At 54.7% G+C, this 18,005-nt stretch carries 16 protein-coding genes and 1 pseudogene; 14 read left to right on the forward strand and 3 right to left on the reverse strand.

Annotated elements, in window-relative coordinates; translation table 11 throughout:
- Nucleotides 1-83 precede the first annotated feature (83 nt).
- Nucleotides 84-380 carry an AzlD domain-containing protein gene (locus tag ABFK29_RS22940; protein ID WP_005859683.1) on the reverse strand — a complete coding sequence of 99 codons (297 nt, stop codon included), beginning with the start codon at nucleotides 378-380 and terminating at the stop codon, nucleotides 84-86.
- 294 nt (nucleotides 381-674) lie between these two features.
- Here ABFK29_RS22940 and ABFK29_RS22945 point away from each other — a divergent pair.
- Nucleotides 675-815: pseudogene (locus ABFK29_RS22945) on the forward strand (transposase); the annotation flags it as partial.
- Nucleotides 816-942: 127 nt separating this feature from the next.
- Here ABFK29_RS22945 and ABFK29_RS22950 read toward each other — a convergent pair.
- On the reverse strand, nucleotides 943-1,089 hold the full coding sequence (locus tag ABFK29_RS22950; RefSeq protein ID WP_005859677.1) for a hypothetical protein: 147 nt from the start codon (nucleotides 1,087-1,089) through the stop codon (nucleotides 943-945).
- 171 nt (nucleotides 1,090-1,260) lie between these two features.
- On the opposite strand from ABFK29_RS22950, the gene ABFK29_RS22955 reads away from it, so the two are divergent.
- The 13 genes from ABFK29_RS22955 (at nucleotide 1,261) to ABFK29_RS23015 (ending at nucleotide 16,903) form a co-directional block, all read left to right on the forward strand.
- Nucleotides 1,261-2,478: an SUMF1/EgtB/PvdO family nonheme iron enzyme gene (locus tag ABFK29_RS22955; RefSeq protein WP_083803454.1), complete on the forward strand. Its 1,218-nt coding sequence runs from the start codon at nucleotides 1,261-1,263 to the stop codon at nucleotides 2,476-2,478.
- Nucleotides 2,475-5,681 carry a hypothetical protein gene (locus ABFK29_RS22960; RefSeq protein ID WP_005859672.1) on the forward strand — a complete coding sequence of 1,069 codons (3,207 nt, stop codon included), beginning with the start codon at nucleotides 2,475-2,477 and terminating at the stop codon, nucleotides 5,679-5,681. Before ABFK29_RS22955 ends, ABFK29_RS22960 begins: the two co-directional genes overlap by 4 nt.
- Nucleotide 5,682: 1 nt before the next feature.
- The gene (locus ABFK29_RS22965; protein ID WP_040604636.1) at nucleotides 5,683-8,304 is read left to right on the forward strand and encodes a hypothetical protein; all 2,622 of its coding nucleotides are present in this window, start codon (nucleotides 5,683-5,685) and stop codon (nucleotides 8,302-8,304) included.
- On the forward strand, nucleotides 8,301-9,185 hold the full coding sequence (locus tag ABFK29_RS22970; RefSeq protein WP_005859668.1) for an ATP-binding cassette domain-containing protein: 885 nt from the start codon (nucleotides 8,301-8,303) through the stop codon (nucleotides 9,183-9,185). The genes ABFK29_RS22965 and ABFK29_RS22970 overlap by 4 nt, the downstream gene beginning before the upstream one ends.
- Entirely contained in the window at nucleotides 9,178-11,178 is a 2,001-nt protein-coding gene (locus ABFK29_RS22975) for a hypothetical protein (protein WP_040604635.1), read from the forward strand. Before ABFK29_RS22970 ends, ABFK29_RS22975 begins: the two co-directional genes overlap by 8 nt.
- A 79-nt stretch (nucleotides 11,179-11,257) precedes the next feature.
- Nucleotides 11,258-12,037, forward strand: a complete 780-nt coding sequence (locus ABFK29_RS22980) for a hypothetical protein (RefSeq protein ID WP_040604634.1) — start codon at nucleotides 11,258-11,260, stop codon at nucleotides 12,035-12,037.
- 51 nt (nucleotides 12,038-12,088) lie between these two features.
- A complete protein-coding gene (locus tag ABFK29_RS22985; RefSeq protein ID WP_040604633.1) occupies nucleotides 12,089-12,751 on the forward strand; it encodes a hypothetical protein in 663 nt (220 codons plus the stop codon).
- 51 nt (nucleotides 12,752-12,802) lie between these two features.
- Nucleotides 12,803-13,432 (forward strand): hypothetical protein, encoded by a 630-nt coding sequence (locus tag ABFK29_RS22990; protein ID WP_005859661.1) that lies wholly within the window; start codon nucleotides 12,803-12,805, stop codon nucleotides 13,430-13,432.
- Nucleotides 13,433-13,487: 55 nt separating this feature from the next.
- Nucleotides 13,488-13,790 (forward strand): hypothetical protein, encoded by a 303-nt coding sequence (locus ABFK29_RS22995; RefSeq protein ID WP_157136502.1) that lies wholly within the window; start codon nucleotides 13,488-13,490, stop codon nucleotides 13,788-13,790.
- The gene (locus tag ABFK29_RS23000; RefSeq protein ID WP_083803452.1) at nucleotides 13,777-14,631 is read left to right on the forward strand and encodes a MotA/TolQ/ExbB proton channel family protein; all 855 of its coding nucleotides are present in this window, start codon (nucleotides 13,777-13,779) and stop codon (nucleotides 14,629-14,631) included. The genes ABFK29_RS22995 and ABFK29_RS23000 overlap by 14 nt, the downstream gene beginning before the upstream one ends.
- A gap of 40 nt (nucleotides 14,632-14,671) precedes the next feature.
- Nucleotides 14,672-15,082: a hypothetical protein gene (locus ABFK29_RS23005; protein ID WP_157136501.1), complete on the forward strand. Its 411-nt coding sequence runs from the start codon at nucleotides 14,672-14,674 to the stop codon at nucleotides 15,080-15,082.
- A 1-nt stretch (nucleotide 15,083) separates the two neighbouring features.
- Complete coding sequence (locus ABFK29_RS23010; protein ID WP_005859653.1) at nucleotides 15,084-15,755, forward strand: hypothetical protein; 672 nt, start codon at nucleotides 15,084-15,086, stop codon at nucleotides 15,753-15,755.
- Complete coding sequence (locus tag ABFK29_RS23015) at nucleotides 15,752-16,903, forward strand: hypothetical protein (protein ID WP_157136500.1); 1,152 nt, start codon at nucleotides 15,752-15,754, stop codon at nucleotides 16,901-16,903. The genes ABFK29_RS23010 and ABFK29_RS23015 overlap by 4 nt, the downstream gene beginning before the upstream one ends.
- 618 nt (nucleotides 16,904-17,521) lie before the next feature.
- On the opposite strand, the gene ABFK29_RS23020 is transcribed toward ABFK29_RS23015, so the two are convergent.
- Nucleotides 17,522-17,971, reverse strand: coding sequence for a hypothetical protein (locus ABFK29_RS23020; RefSeq protein WP_157136499.1), 450 nt, complete (start codon nucleotides 17,969-17,971; stop codon nucleotides 17,522-17,524).
- Nucleotides 17,972-18,005: the final 34 nt, after the last annotated feature.

The following is an 18,005-nucleotide window of genomic DNA, read 5'->3' on the forward strand; positions in this document are numbered from 1 at the left end:
CCGTTCTCGGTTGTCCCTGTCGACCAGTCCAGATTGCATTGGCTTTGCTTTACGGTCTATGAGGCGCGTTCTGGCAGGAACGCTTAAACGCCCAGCCATCCCAACCCTGCGAAGGCGGCCATACCGAGGGCCATGGTCGCAATAACTTGGTTCGTTCCAATCGCGGCACCAACCGCGATAGCGGCCGCGAGCCAGGTCGCCGGTGGTTGTCCGGCCAGCGACGAGGCGACCAGGCTGACCACGAGCAGCCCGGGCATTTCATCCAGCACCCAGGCGTGACGCGACGCCCGGATGCGCCCGCCCGCGATAAGCCCGGTCACACGGATCGCGAACGCCGCGATGGCCAACAGCCCGATCACCGCCCAGTATTGCCCACTCATGCGACGGCTACGCTTTTGCGTCGCATCAGAGCGCAGGCCGCCAGCCCGATAAGTGCCCCGACAACGATCCCGTATGCCTGCGGCACCCCGAGGGAGACCGTGGCCACCGTCGCCCCAGCGGCAGTGACCCAAGGCAGAGCTTGCGACCGGCCCCGCCACAGGCCGCGCGCCATGGCAATGAAGGCGGCTGTGAACGCAAAGCCGAGGCCGAAGTGATCTGATCCCCGTATTCTGGGCCGTTTGAAGGTGGAGTTTTCCGCTATGATTTCCCGGCTGGGAGAGGAGCGGAATCAGATGAAGGCATCGAAGTTTTCGGACGCGCAGAAGGCGTTCATCATCAAGCAGGGCGAAGAGGGCACGCCAGTTGCGGAGATCTGCCGCAAGGCGGGCATCAGCCAGGCCACTTACTTCAACTGGAAGAAGAAGTACACGGGTCGCGACGCCGACTGCGAAGGGGAGTAATTCGCCCCGGGCGCCAGATCGGCAAAGTAGATCCCGATTATATCATGCGACAGAGGCAGCGGCTCGACATACTTCGCCCGGCGCAGAGCGCAAAATGCACTCAGAACTTGTACCCCGCTGCCCTCGCCGGGATCGGTCGGAACACCTCGAAATCCACGGTCGCGTTCAACGTCTCCAACAGATCGCCCGCGTCTGAGATCTCCGCAAGCCGATCCTTTGCGTTCCAGAACCCCGCCTGCTTCGCCATCGATCATACCCTGCCGCTTCAGTACCAGTGAATCATGACAGAAGGCTCAGAGCGATAGGTTTTCGGAGATTTTCAATTGATTGAGATCGAATTTTGAGTAACTGTCTAAAGAGGTTGGTTACTCGGCGGGCATTGATTTACCGACCGCACAGTTGGTTTCTAGGGGAAAATATGAGAAATCTCGGGTTTGCGATGATGTTCGGCCATATTTTTTTTGCGCCCGGCGCCTTAGCCCAATCACAAATCTCCGATGAGTGTCGCGCCATTGTTGACCGTTCAATTGGTTCTTTAGAGGGCGGAATTTATACGATTTCTGCCGCTGAGCTGTTGCGACAAGTAAACGAATGCGTTGCCTCAATGGCCTCACAGAGCGGCAATGGGGCATCGTCGAAATGCGAGGCGGACCTGCAGACTGCTTACAACGAAATCGCCCTACTAAAGGCAGACTTAAGTTTACTGGAAGAAGATGCCGGCATTTTTACGAGCGAATTGAAGCAACGGGAACAGCAGGTCACGCTATTGTCGATGGACCTCTCAAACACTGAAGAGCAAAACGACGTGCTGAAGGGAGAGTTGGACACGGCCGAAGCCGCGCTTGATACAGCGCGCACAGACCTTCAAGACGCTTTGAGCCAAGGACGCGAGAACCAGCGATCGATGTCGCGAATTCAGCGCACGGTAGCCGCCCGGCTTGAAGGTTTGGACATTGCAGTAAACGAAGATGACGATACCGTCGAACTCTTGTCGCTCCTATTAAGCACATTGGAAGCCCAGCCCAAAAGCCCAAGAACGCCACTGCCCCCAGTCGACACAAGTGACTTGAACTGTGAGGCATTCGGCTTTGCAGATTTCGTGGCCGTCCCACCAAAACTATATGACCTCTCTGTGGGCGACCTGTCCGAATATCTAAAGCAAGTCGACGCAAGCAATGTCGAGATCGACCAAGGATTTTGCGTTCAGCGCAAAGATGTCACCAACGCGGAATTCAAAGCTTTCTTCGACGACCTATCCAACGGTCACCGCGATGCTTTAGACCTAGGAGCTTGGACACCAATCGGCCGAGACTCCGATTCCGCAACATCTCTATCCTACACGCAGGCCGTCGCCTACGCTGATTGGCTATCAACAAGTCATGACGAAACGGTCTCGCTGCCGACCCGGGATCAGTGGTTCGCCGCTCTCGCCGTTTCTACCCGCTTGTCGAACGGCGACTTAGAGCGAAGCCTGAAATTCGAAACGATGGAATGGATTAACGCGTCGCCATGCGACGTGGGATACAACCAAGTACTCGGACTAGCGGAACGATCAACCCGTTGGGGCCCAGAGGCTTGTTTGGATGAGAACCTTCAATCCCCAACCCTTGGCTTCCGCGTTGTGGTACAGCCATGAAGTTGAAGCTTACTACCCCCTGCGCGTACCTGACAGCGTTGTTTTTCGGTGCCGCCGCGACACCTGGCCTTACGCAGGATGAGCCGCTCTATCGAGGCGTGAAAGACGGTGTTGTATCCGGTTACCCGATCGACTTCAGCCATTGCGCCGGGCTTACCGAGTTCGGCCTGGCGAACAATTCGGTACTGAAAGAAGATCGCAATTTCACTCGTTACGCGCTGCGGTTGCACTCAGGGCACGAACTGAGTGTTCGTAGAACGTATTGGTCTCAGATCAGCAATCGCGGCGATACCAGGGACGATGTCAGATCTGTCGTGGAAATGGTGGTCTATGAGGAAGGCTCGCTGCAACCTATTCCCCTTATCCAAGCGCGACGCGGTCGCGGCTTTTCTTACCTGCCAGTGTGTGCAGAGGAGCCAATGGTTCCAACCCGACCCGACCAATATCCCTCGGCTGCATTCGGCCTGGGGATCAACGCGGATAAAAAAGACGAGCTTCGCAGCTTCTTGGGTGGCGGCAAACCGCTTTACCTGGCAGGCCGGTTGCGCCTGCCGGAAGGCGAACAGTTAACCTTTAGCCAGTTGTGGCGAAACACACGCGCGGCCCTTGAAACTCAGCGGCTTGGATTGCCCTTTGATGTGACACTGACTGTTCTTGGCCAAAAGGCTGACTCGGAACCGGGCATTGGAATCGTCGAGTGGACGGTCCGGGATGAGCAATCTCGCTTTGCGACACCGGTTGATTTCAACCGGTGCCTCGGTGCCACCGGGCCAGAGCCGGTAACCACGGATAATATGTACAGCGTGATCGACCTCGGCTTTCGAATTGATCCAGATACGATACAGTTCTGGGAAGACGACGGCGAGCCTACCGCTTTCATGCCGTTAAATCTTGTTTTACGAAGTGGAATGCCACCCTTTTTGGCGACCGACGTTGTCCGCGTAAGTGATGACGCCGGCGGACAGCAAACCTATATGCCTATCTGCATAGGCGACAGGCCCTTACCCACAGAATCGCCAGAACTTGCCAAAAAAAGACCATTCAACATCGGGGCCGAGAAATTGGCAGCCTACCGAAAAGATAATCCGATTGTCACCTTGAAATCTGGGAACCTCGAAGCTCTTACGCCCGACGATATCGCTCCCTCGATTGTGACGGTCCGGAAAACCGACGACAAAACTGAAGACGCTATTCTCATCGAGGCATGGGCCGGTGGCAGTCTTGACAGTTGGATTGCCTTGATGCTGCGCCAGGCCCAGGAACCCGGGTTCGAGGCGAAAGTACCAAAGCCACTTTTCTTGGATTTTCCCACGTTTCCGGAATCCTTAGATATTGCGTTCGCAGAGACGTACAATATCGAGGTCGCGACCAACGCAGTAACGGAAGCCGCTGGCGGCGGGCAGATATCGCCCGAACCAACGGGCACAGCTCCAACGGAACGTGACACGGATGACACGCCCGGAAGATCCGAAACTGTGGTTGAAACCACTGTTGAGACGCTAACCGCAGGAACCGATACCGGCGTGATGGATACTGCCGTTGCTGACACCGATGTGACAGACGCTGTCACAGGCGACACCCAACTTGGGGCCGAAACAGAAGAACCTGAACCGCCAACGCCAGCCGCGCCCGTGCGCGAAGACGAATACATCCTAATTGCGAACGATGAAGCGACCCGCACGTTATTAGCTGATTTGGGTGATCGTCTTGGGTTGGCCGGCGATGATTTTCAGCCCTGCCAGCGCAAGCCGGAAACAGAGGCGATCTATCCCGACGGTTTTTTCGTGTTCGATTGCACTAATGCCAAAAAACCGCCTTTCCTGCGCATAAGCAGTCCGCAGGCTTCTTTCCAGAAGATAACCCTGACGCAGAATGCTCTACAAATCAGCGCTGAGGACCTCGTCTTTTCGCAGGGTAATCGTTTGCAACTGCAGATTGCTCGTCCATCAGCGCCCAGTGCTTTGGCAGTAACCCCTGCCCCCTTCAGCTTTAGGGTGCTCGAAAATGCAACTTTAGCGGCTCCGGTTCTGCCGTTCCCCGTAGATCTCGTTGTCTCTTCAAGTTCGGCTGAGGCTTTGGACGAAATCACCGAAAAGTGCAGTGCAGGCCCGTCGGACGGTTTCAGGACAGGCTGCATAATCTACCCAGTCCCTGATGCCATCAAGGACCCGAGGCGGATCAACGGATGCGGAGTCGTCATAGATTTAAAGCGGGTGCCAACTACACACGGCTGCATTGTTCCACCTTCAGCGAATGCGCCGCGTGTGACCTACTTTTTGGATGGCCATCCAGATCAGCCGCTTAGCTTAACATCCGCGGAAATGGTGTACTTGATCGAGCATTCGAGCGACGCCGAACGGCGCCCAGTGAAGTCTCCTGACATTATTATCTCGCAACTGACAATCGACCGCTCGCAGGTTCAATTGACCGGACGCGGCATGACCGCCGACGTATACGAAGCGGCCAACTGTGGCGGAGCGCCGTCGCAACAGATTGCCGTACCCACCGAGACGGGCACGGTCGCTCTTAAAGGCGACATCTCCTTGCCTGTCGTGATGCAAATTCATTCGTCCGATGGTGCCCAGACAAGATGCTTGAAGGTCGAAGCAGCCAGCCGGGATACGGCATTCATTCAACTCGAAGAGAAAGATCTACGCAAAGCTATGTCCGTTATTCTTCTGCGCCAAGACGAGTTCTTTGGGAACTCCGCGCAGCGCTTCAGAGCTATGGAAGAACTGGTCACCGGGATCGCGTTGCGACGGGGCTTACATCGTTTGCTTGTGTATAAAATGACTAGCCAGGACGAGATTGGCGAACCACTTTTTGATGGATCAAAATACGTAGCAGGCGATCAGCAGGCTGCCTTCGATTTGGCGGGCGTTCAGAGTGACCTCATTTTCCAGCAACGCTCGACTAACAATGTGGTGTCCGACCTTGCCCAGTTCCAGACCACGTATGAGGAACTTTCGCCCGAAAGCATCTACATTTTCGCCTCTTCCGAAGCAGCAGACTTCTTTACGGCGAATTCCCAGGTTCCTGGCCTTTGGGTCGCCCAAGGGACGGGCTTCTACATCTTTACCGATGGCAAGTGCGAAGCTTGGCGTGCGGAAGTGGGCGCAACGAGGTGCTTTGACCTTAAAAATGCCGGGAATGATCCGAATTTCGTAGACGCGTCATTGGCTGACATACCGAGGGGTGATTGATATGCAATTTCACCAAACTTTAGGCGCAGCGTTGCTTCTCTCATTGTTCTTCGCTCAGCACGCACATGCGCGATCGCAAGACTGTGTCAATAGCCCGGAGTACAAAAACATATTGGAGCAAAGCGAGGGTAGCACGTTGTTCCGGCCATTTTCAGCCATTGTGGCTTTGGACGACGTTCCGACTTTCGTAGCGGACAACTCCGCACAGGAAAGCGGGGTGCGGCTTTCCTTCAATCAAACTGTGCAAATTCTCGAGCAGGGCAGAAACAGAGTACTGATCCGAGCAAAGACGAAAACCGGGACGGAAGAAGTTTGGGCCTTGCCCAACCAATTGCATTGCGGCAACCGCACGATTCGCAAGCCGGGCAGTGTGGAATTTAAGGCGTTCGTAAAGGGGCGCTTTGAAATCAATGCCGAGGTGCCGCCACGTTATGCGCAAACCCGCCAAGGCATCTCTTGCGAAGCGGCAGGACCGGGATGTGTCGCAATTCGCCCCTTCGATATATTCTTTGTTGCGGACCGTGACGGGAACGAGGGCGCACATGATGAACGTTTTCTACTTTCGCGCAAGGCCAATCTATTTGAAGGTGAGGACGCATTGCTCGGCTGGGTCGAAAGCACACAGATCGAGTTGTGGGATACAGCAGTTGGTCTTCGCGCGGTGCAAGAACCACAACATAACAAACCGCTCTGCGCATACGAAAGTGTCGAGGACGCCGTTAGCGGCGAAAATTGCATTGAAGGTGCCTACGGCCCAAGCTGGTTAACCGACGCATCCCGTATGATGGTGCTAGATTCCGACACTGGACAAGAAGGGGACGGGTTCCCCGTCGTCGAGGTGCTTGCCGAAGTTGGATCCGTCATCGACGTCACGCCAAGTCAGACGGTGACCGTTGAAACTCCGGTGGCCTCACAAGACCAACCAGAGGACGGCACGATTACGCGTGCTGAGTTGACACAACGGGTGACGCACCATGACTACGTTGACGTCCAATTCATCATTGATGGTACCAGAAGCATGGAAGCCGCATTTGACGCCATCAAAGGCAGCGGCGGACGTGCCGGGGTCGTTCAGACACTGAAGGAACAAATTGCGTCCGAACTATCCGGTTCCAAGGTCAGGTTCGGGTTTACGATCTATGGCGACCGCAGCCGCAACAAAGACAACCCGTATGGCGATTCCGGTCTTGGAGCTAGCTATTTCATTAACCAACGAAGTGGATGCGGGAGTGCCATCGATGACCGGGAAATTGCGCGAAACGCGCGCGATTTCCAACAACGCTTCAACAGACTGGAGATCAAAAAAGTTGTACAATCTCCAGATTCTGAAATCGCGAAAAAGACTGGCTCTGACGACTGGGAAGAAAATGTAGCAGGCGGGTTAGAGGCAGGATTCGCTGCGATCGAGGCGTGCCCTTGGCATCGAAAAATTGTCATATTGATCGGTGACAGCGGCTACTCGCGGGATAACCAAGTCGCGCATGGATTTCGCGACGCGCCGAGTTTCAGCACCATATTGTCGGACATCCAAGAGAGCAGAACAGATCCCCTTGCGCCGCCTGTCATGGTGCTTGGTGTGCAAATGCCACCCAGCGCACAGTCCGCGAACTTTGACAGGGCCTACGCACTGTTCCCTGATCAGGTGGCAGATCTGATTGCCGCTGTGTCCCCGGAGACAGGCGACTTTTATAAGGTACCATCGACAGGGGGCGCCGCTGGTTCGATCAGCGACAGGATCGGAGCTATGCTAAAAGGGCAGGCGTCAACCTTGGCCTTTAAGTGCGCTCTGGAGAACAATACCGGTATTTCCTTCTCTGTGGAATGCGGTGGAGGAGAACCCCCGGCACCAGCCCCAACCACCGTTGTGACAACCACGAGCGCCGCGGCAAAGGTTGAGACAGTCTCTGGAGAAGATGTGAAAAGCCAGGCAGGCGGTGTACCATTTAACATGGCAACCTTGCAAAACCGGCTTGCAGCGCTTCGTTGTTCGGATTGCTCTGGCATTCAGGGTGAGGTGGAAGGATTGATCCTCTATGTCCGACTTGATCCTGACGTATTTCAACCGGAAGTATTGATGACAGACGAGGATTTGAGCTCTTGGAAGCACATCGCAAACCGGCTTGCGCAAGAGGAAAAGCTATCGGATCAGCGCCGGAACGTGCAGCTTATCCTGCTTGGCAGCGCAGAAGGACAGCTTGGCATCAGATGGCGGAACTCTAACGCAAAATTGCACGAATTCTTGGGTGCGGCCACTGGTTTACCGGACCTCTTTCAAACACCCATCCTCAGCTACAAGTACCGCGACTTCCAAAGCGAGGCGCTTGTTGGGAATTGCGAACTGAGACTGTTGCAGGAATTCGCGGAACAATCGAGTGAAATGCTAGAGATCATACAAAATGGCAGGCGCCCGGTGCCAGTCGTTTCGGGCATTACCGGGGGATGCGATTTCATGTCTGCGGCCGGCGAAGCGATACCCCGGTATGCCAAAGTGGCGGAGGAACCGTTCGGCACCTGGGTCAACCCAAAGACCGGCGCACCTCAGAAGACAGGTTACCGATACGAGGGTTTGCGGGACGGCGACACCGAGAACATTTATTGGATTCCGAACTGGGCCCTTCCATGACTCAAATCAAAGATTGGGGCTTCGTTCTGAGGGATGTAAAATTCGGATGGTCTAAAGCCAACCCTGTCGCCGAGTTCACAGATTTCCAAGCCGTGTTCAGCGATCACAATTCCGGGATGCAAATCATCGGCCCGTCGGGAGTCGGAAAAACCACATTTTTATTTACGCTGTCCGGACTGCTTTGGCCATTTTCTGGTGCTGTCGCTTTCGTTGCCCCGAACGGCGAGCGGTTTGGCTGGGGTCCCGAAGCTGAAACCTACCTTCCAGCCGATATGATCATGGATTTGAGGGGGTTAGAAAGACTGCGGAAAAAGCACTTTGGCTTCATGTTCCAGAATGCGGACCTGCTGCCGTTTGTAACTGTTGGGCAAGGTATACAAATGCTCTTGGACTCTCATCCGCCGGAGCAGCGTCAACGCACGCTGTGCGAAGTGCTGAATGTGGCCGCTTCAATCCTTGATGCGGAGAAGGAGGCTCCAGATTTTGACGCGAGCGCCCAAGACGTACTTCCGAAGCAGGGGGTTTTTGGAAAGTATCCCTACCAGTTGTCTGGCGGGCAACGTCAACGAGCAAGCCTGCTCCGCGCAATTGCAAGCGGCCCGACTGTGATCTTTGCTGACGAACCAGTGTCCAGCCTCGACCCGGCCTTACGCTCGAAGGTTCTCGTCGCTTTGCGTAGGTGGCGCGACAAGGGACTTGGCACGCGGGCACTGATCTGGGTCACGCATGCGCCGGAAGACGCCTACGATTTGATGCCGGACCACAGGTTGGACTTTAATCACCCGAACGGCGTGTGCGGTCCAATTAGCGCCTGGGACCAGCTGACAGAAGGCGAGAACTGGCGCCTCGATATTAGTAAGCGCGCAGGGGCCGATGCTTAAGCTGGCCGCGATTTCTTTGTTGTCGACCTTTCGTTGGTCTATGCGCCCGGGCCAATTCGACCTGTTGGCCCTTTGGATTGTTTTGAGCCTGCTTCTAAGCGGAAGCCTGTTTTTTACAAACGTGTTCCTAGGCGTAGAAGAAAATTTGCGTCGCACTCTTTTGGATGGTGTCCCAGAGTCAGGCCGGGCTTTACGGGTCCAATTGAGGAGCGACCCAGAGCTCAATGCATTTCCGCCAGACGTTGCCCACAACTTTCAGGTGTCAGGGCTGGAGGGCGCCTCGATCAGCCTGATAAAGCAGATTGATGGCGAATCCGGGCAAGTCGGGCTTCCCTTCTTCAACCCATCCACGCGAACACTCCCTATGCGGGCCAGAAGTGCTGACATGAGTGGAATCAGCGCGGCATCAACCGACGCATGCATAAACCTGCAAGAGGTGCTGGCCGATGGCACGACTGAAGTTGATCCTGTCCCGTCAGGCGGTCGGCAAAACCTAGCCCGTTTTGACGGTTTGGCCTTGGCGCCGGATGACCCGCTTTGGCGCGAAGCGGTCCGACAATCCGGAGCGGTAGCCCCAACCGATGCGACGCTTCCCTTCTTCGTAATCCTATCACGCGAAGCGATAAGTGCCTTAGACGTTCCGAAATATATGTCCGCAATGTTGCCAACGCTAACCGCGCCTGAGGCCCGCGCTTTCGGGCAGACCGTGTGCTTGGCAGATTTAATTGACGCACCGGCGTTTCATATGCGGGTCTCTGGGGTCGGGCGCGACGGTGAACAGATGATGATCGTCGAGGTTCCCGCTTTTTGGGTCGACAGCTTGCCAGGCCCTGATCAGGTTGGGTTTTTCTTCCCAATTGCGACTGAAGCCGCATTGCGGCGGCTTCCGTTTGGGTGCTTCGCCCCAGGGTTCGATCCCGGGACAGAAGGCATAGACGAAGGCGTGTATTTTCCCAAGGCTCAAGGACAATCAAGCACCCGTATTGCCGAAATTGAGCTCTTAGGCGTCGCGCAGTCTCTCGGCCAAGAAGAAACTGACACTTACGCCAAGGCCTTGTCGGCTTGCCTTGGGCCAATGCCCATGCCTGGCGCGAGTGAGGGCATCGGGGCTAAAGGGGACGGTTGGCTCACGCACCTGCGCAGCGAAGACCAACTGGCACAGTGCGAAGCAATAAGTGGTGTCATCCCTGAAATCAGGCGACACCAATTCGTCACGAAGAGAGATAGTTTGGCGTGGCACGTTACAGCCGAGGGCAAGGTTGAGCCTTTGGACAAAACGGTGCCGCTGCCATCTTGTATGCGTTCTGGCAGCGACTCTATTCCTGTTTTCGCTGATCTGCGCCATGCGATGATTTACCTACCGGAAGGTATCGACATTATCTCTGCTCGGGATATAATTCTGGGTTACAAATGGCCCTTTGAGTTCAGTCGACCGACGGCTACAGACCCAAACGCCGCCGTCTTAAGTGAAAAAAACATTTTCGATTTCGCCCCATCATACGAGCGGGCAATTGCGCGCTTTGCATATCTTGAAGAATTGGCGTCGCACCTGCGATTACCGTTGGGTTTGGCGTTAGGTGTGCTGGCCATGCTGTTGGTTGTTATACTGCTATTTGGTACGATCAACAACCGCAGAACAGAGTTCGGCTGGCTTATGGCTGAGGGCCGCAGCATGCGTTTTGTCAGGGGGTTCTTTATGGCCCAACTCTGCGTTGTGCTTGCCCTTGTTGTGCCCACGGGTTTGGCGTTTTACTGGTTTGCAGCGGATGTGCTCAACGTCCATTTCGAGCGCTCTCAAGCAGTGGATTTAGCCGAGAAACAGCTCGGCCAGGTTGACCTATTTGTCATCGATCCCTCCAGTTCAACCATGATTTGGCCTGTTGTCATGACTTTTGTTTTGACGGTTATAGCGCTGCCAATGATTTTTGGTCCTCTACGACTGATTTTTCAATCGAAGCATCGCCAAAGCCCCATTAGGTTGATATCGTCTTAAGAGGGCGTGATTCGTGCGAATTTGTTAGAGCATTGAATTTACACTAGTGGATTGAGGTTCATATGAAAAAGGAAGCGCTGTGAGGCTATTAATTCTTTTCCTTTTCGTAACTTCGGCTGCTGCGGGCCGTGCTGAAGAAAACAAGCGGCCGTGCTCAGATTTTGCCGATGATCCGGCGCTCATGCAGCAGTACAAAAATATTGGCGTTTGTGTGGGAAACGAGGATATCACTGTCGGTCCTTCCGATGTCGCGGATCCCGAAACGACCGCCCTGAAAGAAAAGCTGGGCGATCTAGCGTCTTGTGCACCGTATTTGCGACCTCAAGCGCGGGCACAACTTCTGGATGACACTTTGGTCTGGTCGGACCTGACTCAGAACAACCTTGCTTTCCGAAGCTGCGCACCCATCGAGGGCGTGGAAGAACCGGTGACACCGCGCACCATCGAAGCCGCCTTCAACGATATGGAGGCGGAAATCACTGAGATCAGCAATCGCGTCTTGGAAGCACGCAAGTTGTCATTGGAATTCGCAGATTGCAACAAAGTGGATGAACTACAGCAACGCTATCAAGACGCGCTAAGCGTCTTGGACGAAGATATTGACCAGGCGTTTGTCGACAAGCTGATCGGGGTCGAAGCTTGCCTTGCAGATCGTCGCGCGTTGGCTCTGTGCATGCAGCGCACTGCGGATTCCGGCGCGTTGTATGACAACTTCCGGCAGCGAGTCAGAAACCTGAACGGGCTGATCAACAAGTTTTCGGAACTGCAGCCAAACGAGTTCGCGGATGAAGCAATCATTCAAGATACTCGCAGCGACTTAGAGGCGTGGTACGTCAGCTTCCAATTCGCATGCCTGTAACGAACACAATGCGGACGAAGCTTCTTATAAACAACACGAAGGTCACTTGATATGAGGCATTTCCTATCAACCGCAGCCCTTTGCGTGTCGCTTTTGGTGGTACCCACGGTCACCTTTGCGCAAGGGGAGGCAGTCGAAGTTGAAGAAACAAGTCCAGAGAATGACCGCCTCGCAGAAATCCAAGACAGCCTTGACCAGTCTGGGGTCGCGCTAGCGGCGGCCTTGGACCAGCTTCGGCGGGTGAATAACAACGAAATTGAGCCTGGTGTGAACAGCAACGAATCTGTCCAGACGCGGCTTGATGCGCTGTCGCGGGCGCTTGCCAAGGCAATCAACGCGATTGGGCCATCGGGCGACCTGCAACGGGAAATCGCGATTGGTATAGAGACGTTGGCCAAGCTGAAGACAGACATCACGAACTCGACCTTGTCGCCAGGGGACAAGGCTGCTCGTCTCTCAGACGCGGACGCCGTGATTCAAGGGTTCGACGACAAGCAGGCTGAATTAAAAACGCTGTTCAACGACCTGCAGACGGTGCGCAACCGATTCATTGACCTTGAAGAGAACCTGTATTTCAGAGAACGCATCGCACAGGGCCAAGACGCGATCAAGCTGATCAATGCTTTTGTAGAGACTGCCCGAGCGTCGACATCCAAGCTCAACGAGTATTTCGACGAGCTCGATTCAACGAACGCCGAAGAAGCATCGGAATAGGCCTATGACTCTTAGGCGACTCAACAGGGTGAGATAAGAAAGGAAGTCTCAATGAAACATAAATTTATGGGCGGGGTTCTTGCCGCCGCAATGCTCGCGGCTCTTCCAGCCGTTGCGGAAAATCACAGCCCGGAACCTGAAGACAACCTCACAGAGTTCGTCGATCGCACAACAGCCCTCGCGTTGGATAACACAGATCGGGTGAAAGCGCTGCGGACCACCCTAGCAGACAGCATGAACGACATCGAAATGGCCGGCGCGCGTGTCCAAGAGATGCGGGATGCGGTCGACGCCGTGATCGAAGAGCTTGAGCGCGGGGGCGAGATCGACTCACTGCTGACTGAATACCTTGATTTCGCAGTCGCCGAAGAGCAGCGCCTTAGAACGTCAAGTAACCCCCTGCTTCGCGAAGAGGCCGATGCTTGGGTCCCGCTGATCGCCCGGACCGAAGTACTGATCGATGACCTGTCTTCAGTGCGGATCAAGTTGAATGAGCAGGTTGTCGATCTTGGCAACCGTGCAGAGCTGATCGAGGCCCGCATCCGCCGTAATGCCTTCGAATCGGCCTTGAACGCGGCAGAGGAAGCGGTGGATGGCTTAGAAGCGTTGTCAGCTTCCATTGATGAATTGGCCCAGAAGGCGGATAAGGAAATCGAAAGAACCGAGGATGCTTCGGAGTAATCCTCTTTTAGCCTCCATAACGGCTCTTGCGCTGTGGCTGTACCCCGGGATGGGCATGGCCGACGATCCAAGCCCTGAAGAGTTGCGTCAGAAGCAACTGCAAGGCCTCCTTGAGGTCCGGCAGAATGTTGAGGCGATGATTGTCTCACTGGAGGCCGACCTAGAGGCAGTTATCGCTTTGGCTAACGACCCCGACGTGTCTGAGGAAGCGAGGGATAAGGCGTTCAACAAATTGGCAGAGATAGATCACAACCTATCGCAGGCGCAGGCCCTGCAAGTCCAGATCGAAGACTTAATAGCGGAGAATCAAGCAATGAGCTCTTCGCAACAGGAAAGCGCTACCAGTGGCAGCGATTGATGCGACAGACCCGTTGGGGTACACCAAATTAGCGAACGGCCGGCTGCATCCGATTGCAGTGCGCCCATTGGCCAGTTTCTTTTGGTCCGTCCTTCTTCTTGTAGTGCTGGTGACAGCCTACGCATTCTTTTGGCTCGATGGGGGACTGTCCGCGCTTTTCGAGGCAGCGGATGTGCCTGCCGTAGAGACCGAAGACAGCCTGTCTACCGACGGTGCGGCGCAAAGTGCTCCAGGCTCTATATTTGGGCGCATACTGGCTAGCTCTTATTGTTGGGGTATGATGGCTTTTGCTGGCGCGACGTTGATATACACGCTTATACAAGGGGTAGCCGTTCGCGAGGATTCACGCGTTGCCCTCTCAGTGGCGTGCCAATCCAACCTACCCCGGCAATCCATACTGCGTGTAGTGTCTGGTCGACCACGGCCGCCCCAGGATATGCTCGGCTCACCACCGCGCGCGGAGCAGGACAGGGCGGAAGCGACATTTGAGCATTTAACGCTGGCGCGCTCTGCTTTCATGGTTCCGATCAAACTGAGCATCTGGGCGCTTCCGCTGTTCGGGTTCCTTGGCACGGTATACGGGATCTCGGTCGCAATCACAGCGCTGGAACCGATCGTCTTGCAAGGCACAGAGGCCATGCAATCCGCGATGGGGAATGTGATCGCTGGGCTTCGGACCGCTTTTGACACCACGTTGCTTGGGATCGTATTGGCGCTTGTCGTTGCGCTGGCACAATCCTTGTACTTGGTTGTAGCGCTTAGATCTCAGCACATGACGACAACCCTATCGCACATAATGACCGACGCTTCAGGGCAGCGCGATGCGCCTCGTCCAAACTGAAAATAGCGACAGTGGGTTGCCCCCTGCATGGAGCGGGATGATGGACGCGATGTTCTGTGCTATGGGTGCCTTCATTGTCCTACTGGCCCTGAGTCTAATACGAGAGTCCAGTGCGGAGCACAAACCAACGCTTCCAGACCTGATGATTACCTGCCAACCCCAGCCCGGACCAGACATCCGCCTGACCAGCAGACTCACCAAGGAAAGCAACTTGATATCTTTTGATGCTTTGCCAGAAGCGCTTGGCGCTGTAGAGCAAGACGCGCAGGGATTACTTCAGATTGCAGTTCTCTTGGGTGACGATGCATTCCGCTGCAACAGTGCTGTTGAGCGGGAACTACGCGACACACCCAGCATAGTGGCACGGAGTGTCTTCTACCTTCCTTTTACTGCTGACAGTCCGCAGGCAGACGACCTTCGGTCCGCGCTGACAGTCGACGAGGCCGAATGAGATGGCTAAGCGAGGCCCTATAGTTTACGACGAAGATGAACAGAGCGATGAAGCCGCCGAGGCGTTGGTGGACGCGGTAACCAACGGCTTTGCGATCATAATCGTCCTCACGACGCTTAGCCTTTTGACATTCAGTACCAATCCACCGGTCAAGGGAAGCGTCTTGTCCGCAACGACAAAGGCCTTCGCACAGACGCCGAGGGCATTCGAGCACTTTCGACCTCTGACCGAGTTTTTCGTTTTCCGCACAGACGGTTTGTATAGACTCGGCTTCGAAGAATTAGCGGCGGCCCATATTGCAGATCCAGAAGCCTCTACGCTTATGGTAGGAGGGCGTCGCAACTTCCTGACGGGGCCTGACGGCAACACGCGCGACTTAAACTCATTCCGTGTGCAAGTTTTGGTTCAGTACCTGGACCATCTCGTTGCGGCTAGCGTGCCCGCTGAGAGCGAACTGGATGAAAAAATTGCATTTATTGAGGCTATACCCGCAGGGTCCTCACCGTGGATCCACGTCATCCCCGACGCTGTGCCGCTTTTTGCTGAGATGTATGTGGCCATGAAAGAGCGAGACATTTCGTTCCGTTGGGCTGTTGTGCGCGGTTCGGGCGGCATTCGGATCAGTGTTTCGCGCCGATCTGCAAACTTTGACAATGACACCTTTTTCCGATGATGTTTCGTTTGATAACCCATGCGCTGATTGCGTCCTGTTTTGTACACCCTGCGCTGGCGAATTGTCATTCTGGGGCTGTCGGGGATCCCGGCCAGCCTATGGTTGAAGTCCCCGCAGGCACAGGACAGGCCAAGGCGACTAAAAACGGTTCGGACAACCAACCGCGGCTACGACTTTGGCCGGCGCCGCCAGAATCATCCGCGGCTGTTCGGATCTCGACATTAGACCTAGAAGACGAGATTGAGCAGTTTCGAACAGAAACAATAGCTGCCTTAATGGCCGTGTCGGCGCCAGAACGTGATCGGCAAGAAGAAATAGCAAACGAAAGTCCTTCAGAAGATACAGGATGTGCAGAGGTTCTCGCGTCAGGTGATACTGCGCTTATGCGGTATCCGAACCTTGCGGTAGGCGTTGCCCCGGAAATTCGCGCGCGCTTCAGAGCCGCTGCCATGGTTGCCGGGGTACCAGCAAAGTTAGATGTACTCGGCCAGATTTTATCCGTGAGCGATGATCCTATGGTTCGCCACCGCGCGCTTTATGAAATGGCACGCACGCATCTTCGGGCGGGCGAACCACTGGACTCGCCCCGGCTACGCGCTTGGATCCAGAATTTGCAGGCACTTAGCGAGCAGTTGGGCCATGAGTTGGACCCCAGGCTTCAAGCCGATACCGACTATCTCACGGCATTTGTCTTGCTAAGAAGAGGGCAAACAGAGCCCGCGCTGCGTTACATTGACCGCGCCAATCAACGCGACCCGAACTTCTTGCGCGCGCTCTATCTCTCGGTTGAAGCGAGGATGCAAAGTCTGTCTTTGGCCAACATACCGGGAGCGAAAGTATCGCGTTGCGATGAAAATAGTGCTCATCTTTTGCGAAGTCTTCGGCGAATAGAAGCCCTGACCAAAGACCGTAAACAGTTGATCTATTTGGCCGAGTTCATGGCAGAATTGCCTGGAACGGCCCAAGCCCGCGATTATGTATTAACTGCGCTCCTCCTGCGCATAGGCCGCGAAGAAAGTGCTCGCGCGATTGGCAACAAGATTTTGATTTCACCAGATAACGGTGACCGTTGCATAGCGCTTTTTCAACAAGCAACCGCAGAGCTTTTTGAGACCTATCAGGAGGCCGGCCTATCGGCCAAACAGTGAAATGACATCTGCCAATTTGTCCCAAGTTTTCTCGGTTTTGCTGACGCTAATACCGCTAACAGCCTTCGCGACGTGTTCGTCAAGAGATCACAGTTGGAAGCGCCTGGCCGTTTGGTGCTTGGCTGCGCTCGTGCTGTTGATTCTTAATGACCTTGGGGATGTACTACGCGCGGAGAGGGATAGGGTTCGGTCGCCGGTTGACTTTGGGCGACTCAGCATAGCCCTATTCCCGGGCGTATCGGTTCTTACCGGTTCATTGCTTCAACGCGAATTCAAGCAAATGGGTATATTCTTTGGCCTAGTGTCTGGGTGTGTTGCAGCCACTCTTGGTCTAGTAATGGTACACACGGTTAACTCAGCCCTGTCGGATTTTTCAGTAACGCCACTTCCACAACAACTTTTGGGAATTCTTAGCCTTGGTATGGGTGTTGTCATTTCGCTCGCCGTAGGGCGAACTATGAATGCGTCTTCAGTTGGCATTTCTCTATTTGCACTCGCGGTACCTTCGGGTTTGGTTTGGCTCGATTACGGCACAACGCTCGTAAATACGGTGGCATTCTGCTTGTCTTTAACTGCGTCCGCGACCTTGTTCGGTCAGCTTTCGTACAAGCCTCTGCATTAAATGCGAGTAAGCTGCAGGCTTTTCACATGCGAGTGGTCTAGCGTTTCAATGGACAGCCTGAGTTCTTTGACAAAGGCTTTGTTGCATTCGTCCTTGTTTCGCGAATCCGAACAAACGAGGGAAAATACATCTCGAGCCGCGAGACCATCCGTGTCACTGTTGGTGGGCAAGTATGGTAAACTAACCCAATTTCCCTCGATATCTGGTTGTGATCCAGAGAAGATTGGTTGTATTTGAACCTGTCTGACTAAGCGGGTCGGATCTAATTGAACGATAAAGAGCGAACGCCCCTTTAACGTTATCTCAACACCGGCAACTACGACAGTTGGGTAGGTCGTTTCTACCGAGGCCATTTCTTGGTCGCGAAGATCTAGATTGCCAACTTGATACGACACTGCTGTCACTGCGGCGCCGAGCGCCAAGAACCAAAAAAATAGTGAGCGCATGGCCTGCTCCTGCATTGTCTGTTTCACTTAAATC

Origin of the sequence: Sagittula stellata E-37, from assembly GCF_039724765.1 — a bacterium.
Lineage (GTDB): Bacteria > Pseudomonadota > Alphaproteobacteria > Rhodobacterales > Rhodobacteraceae > Sagittula > Sagittula stellata.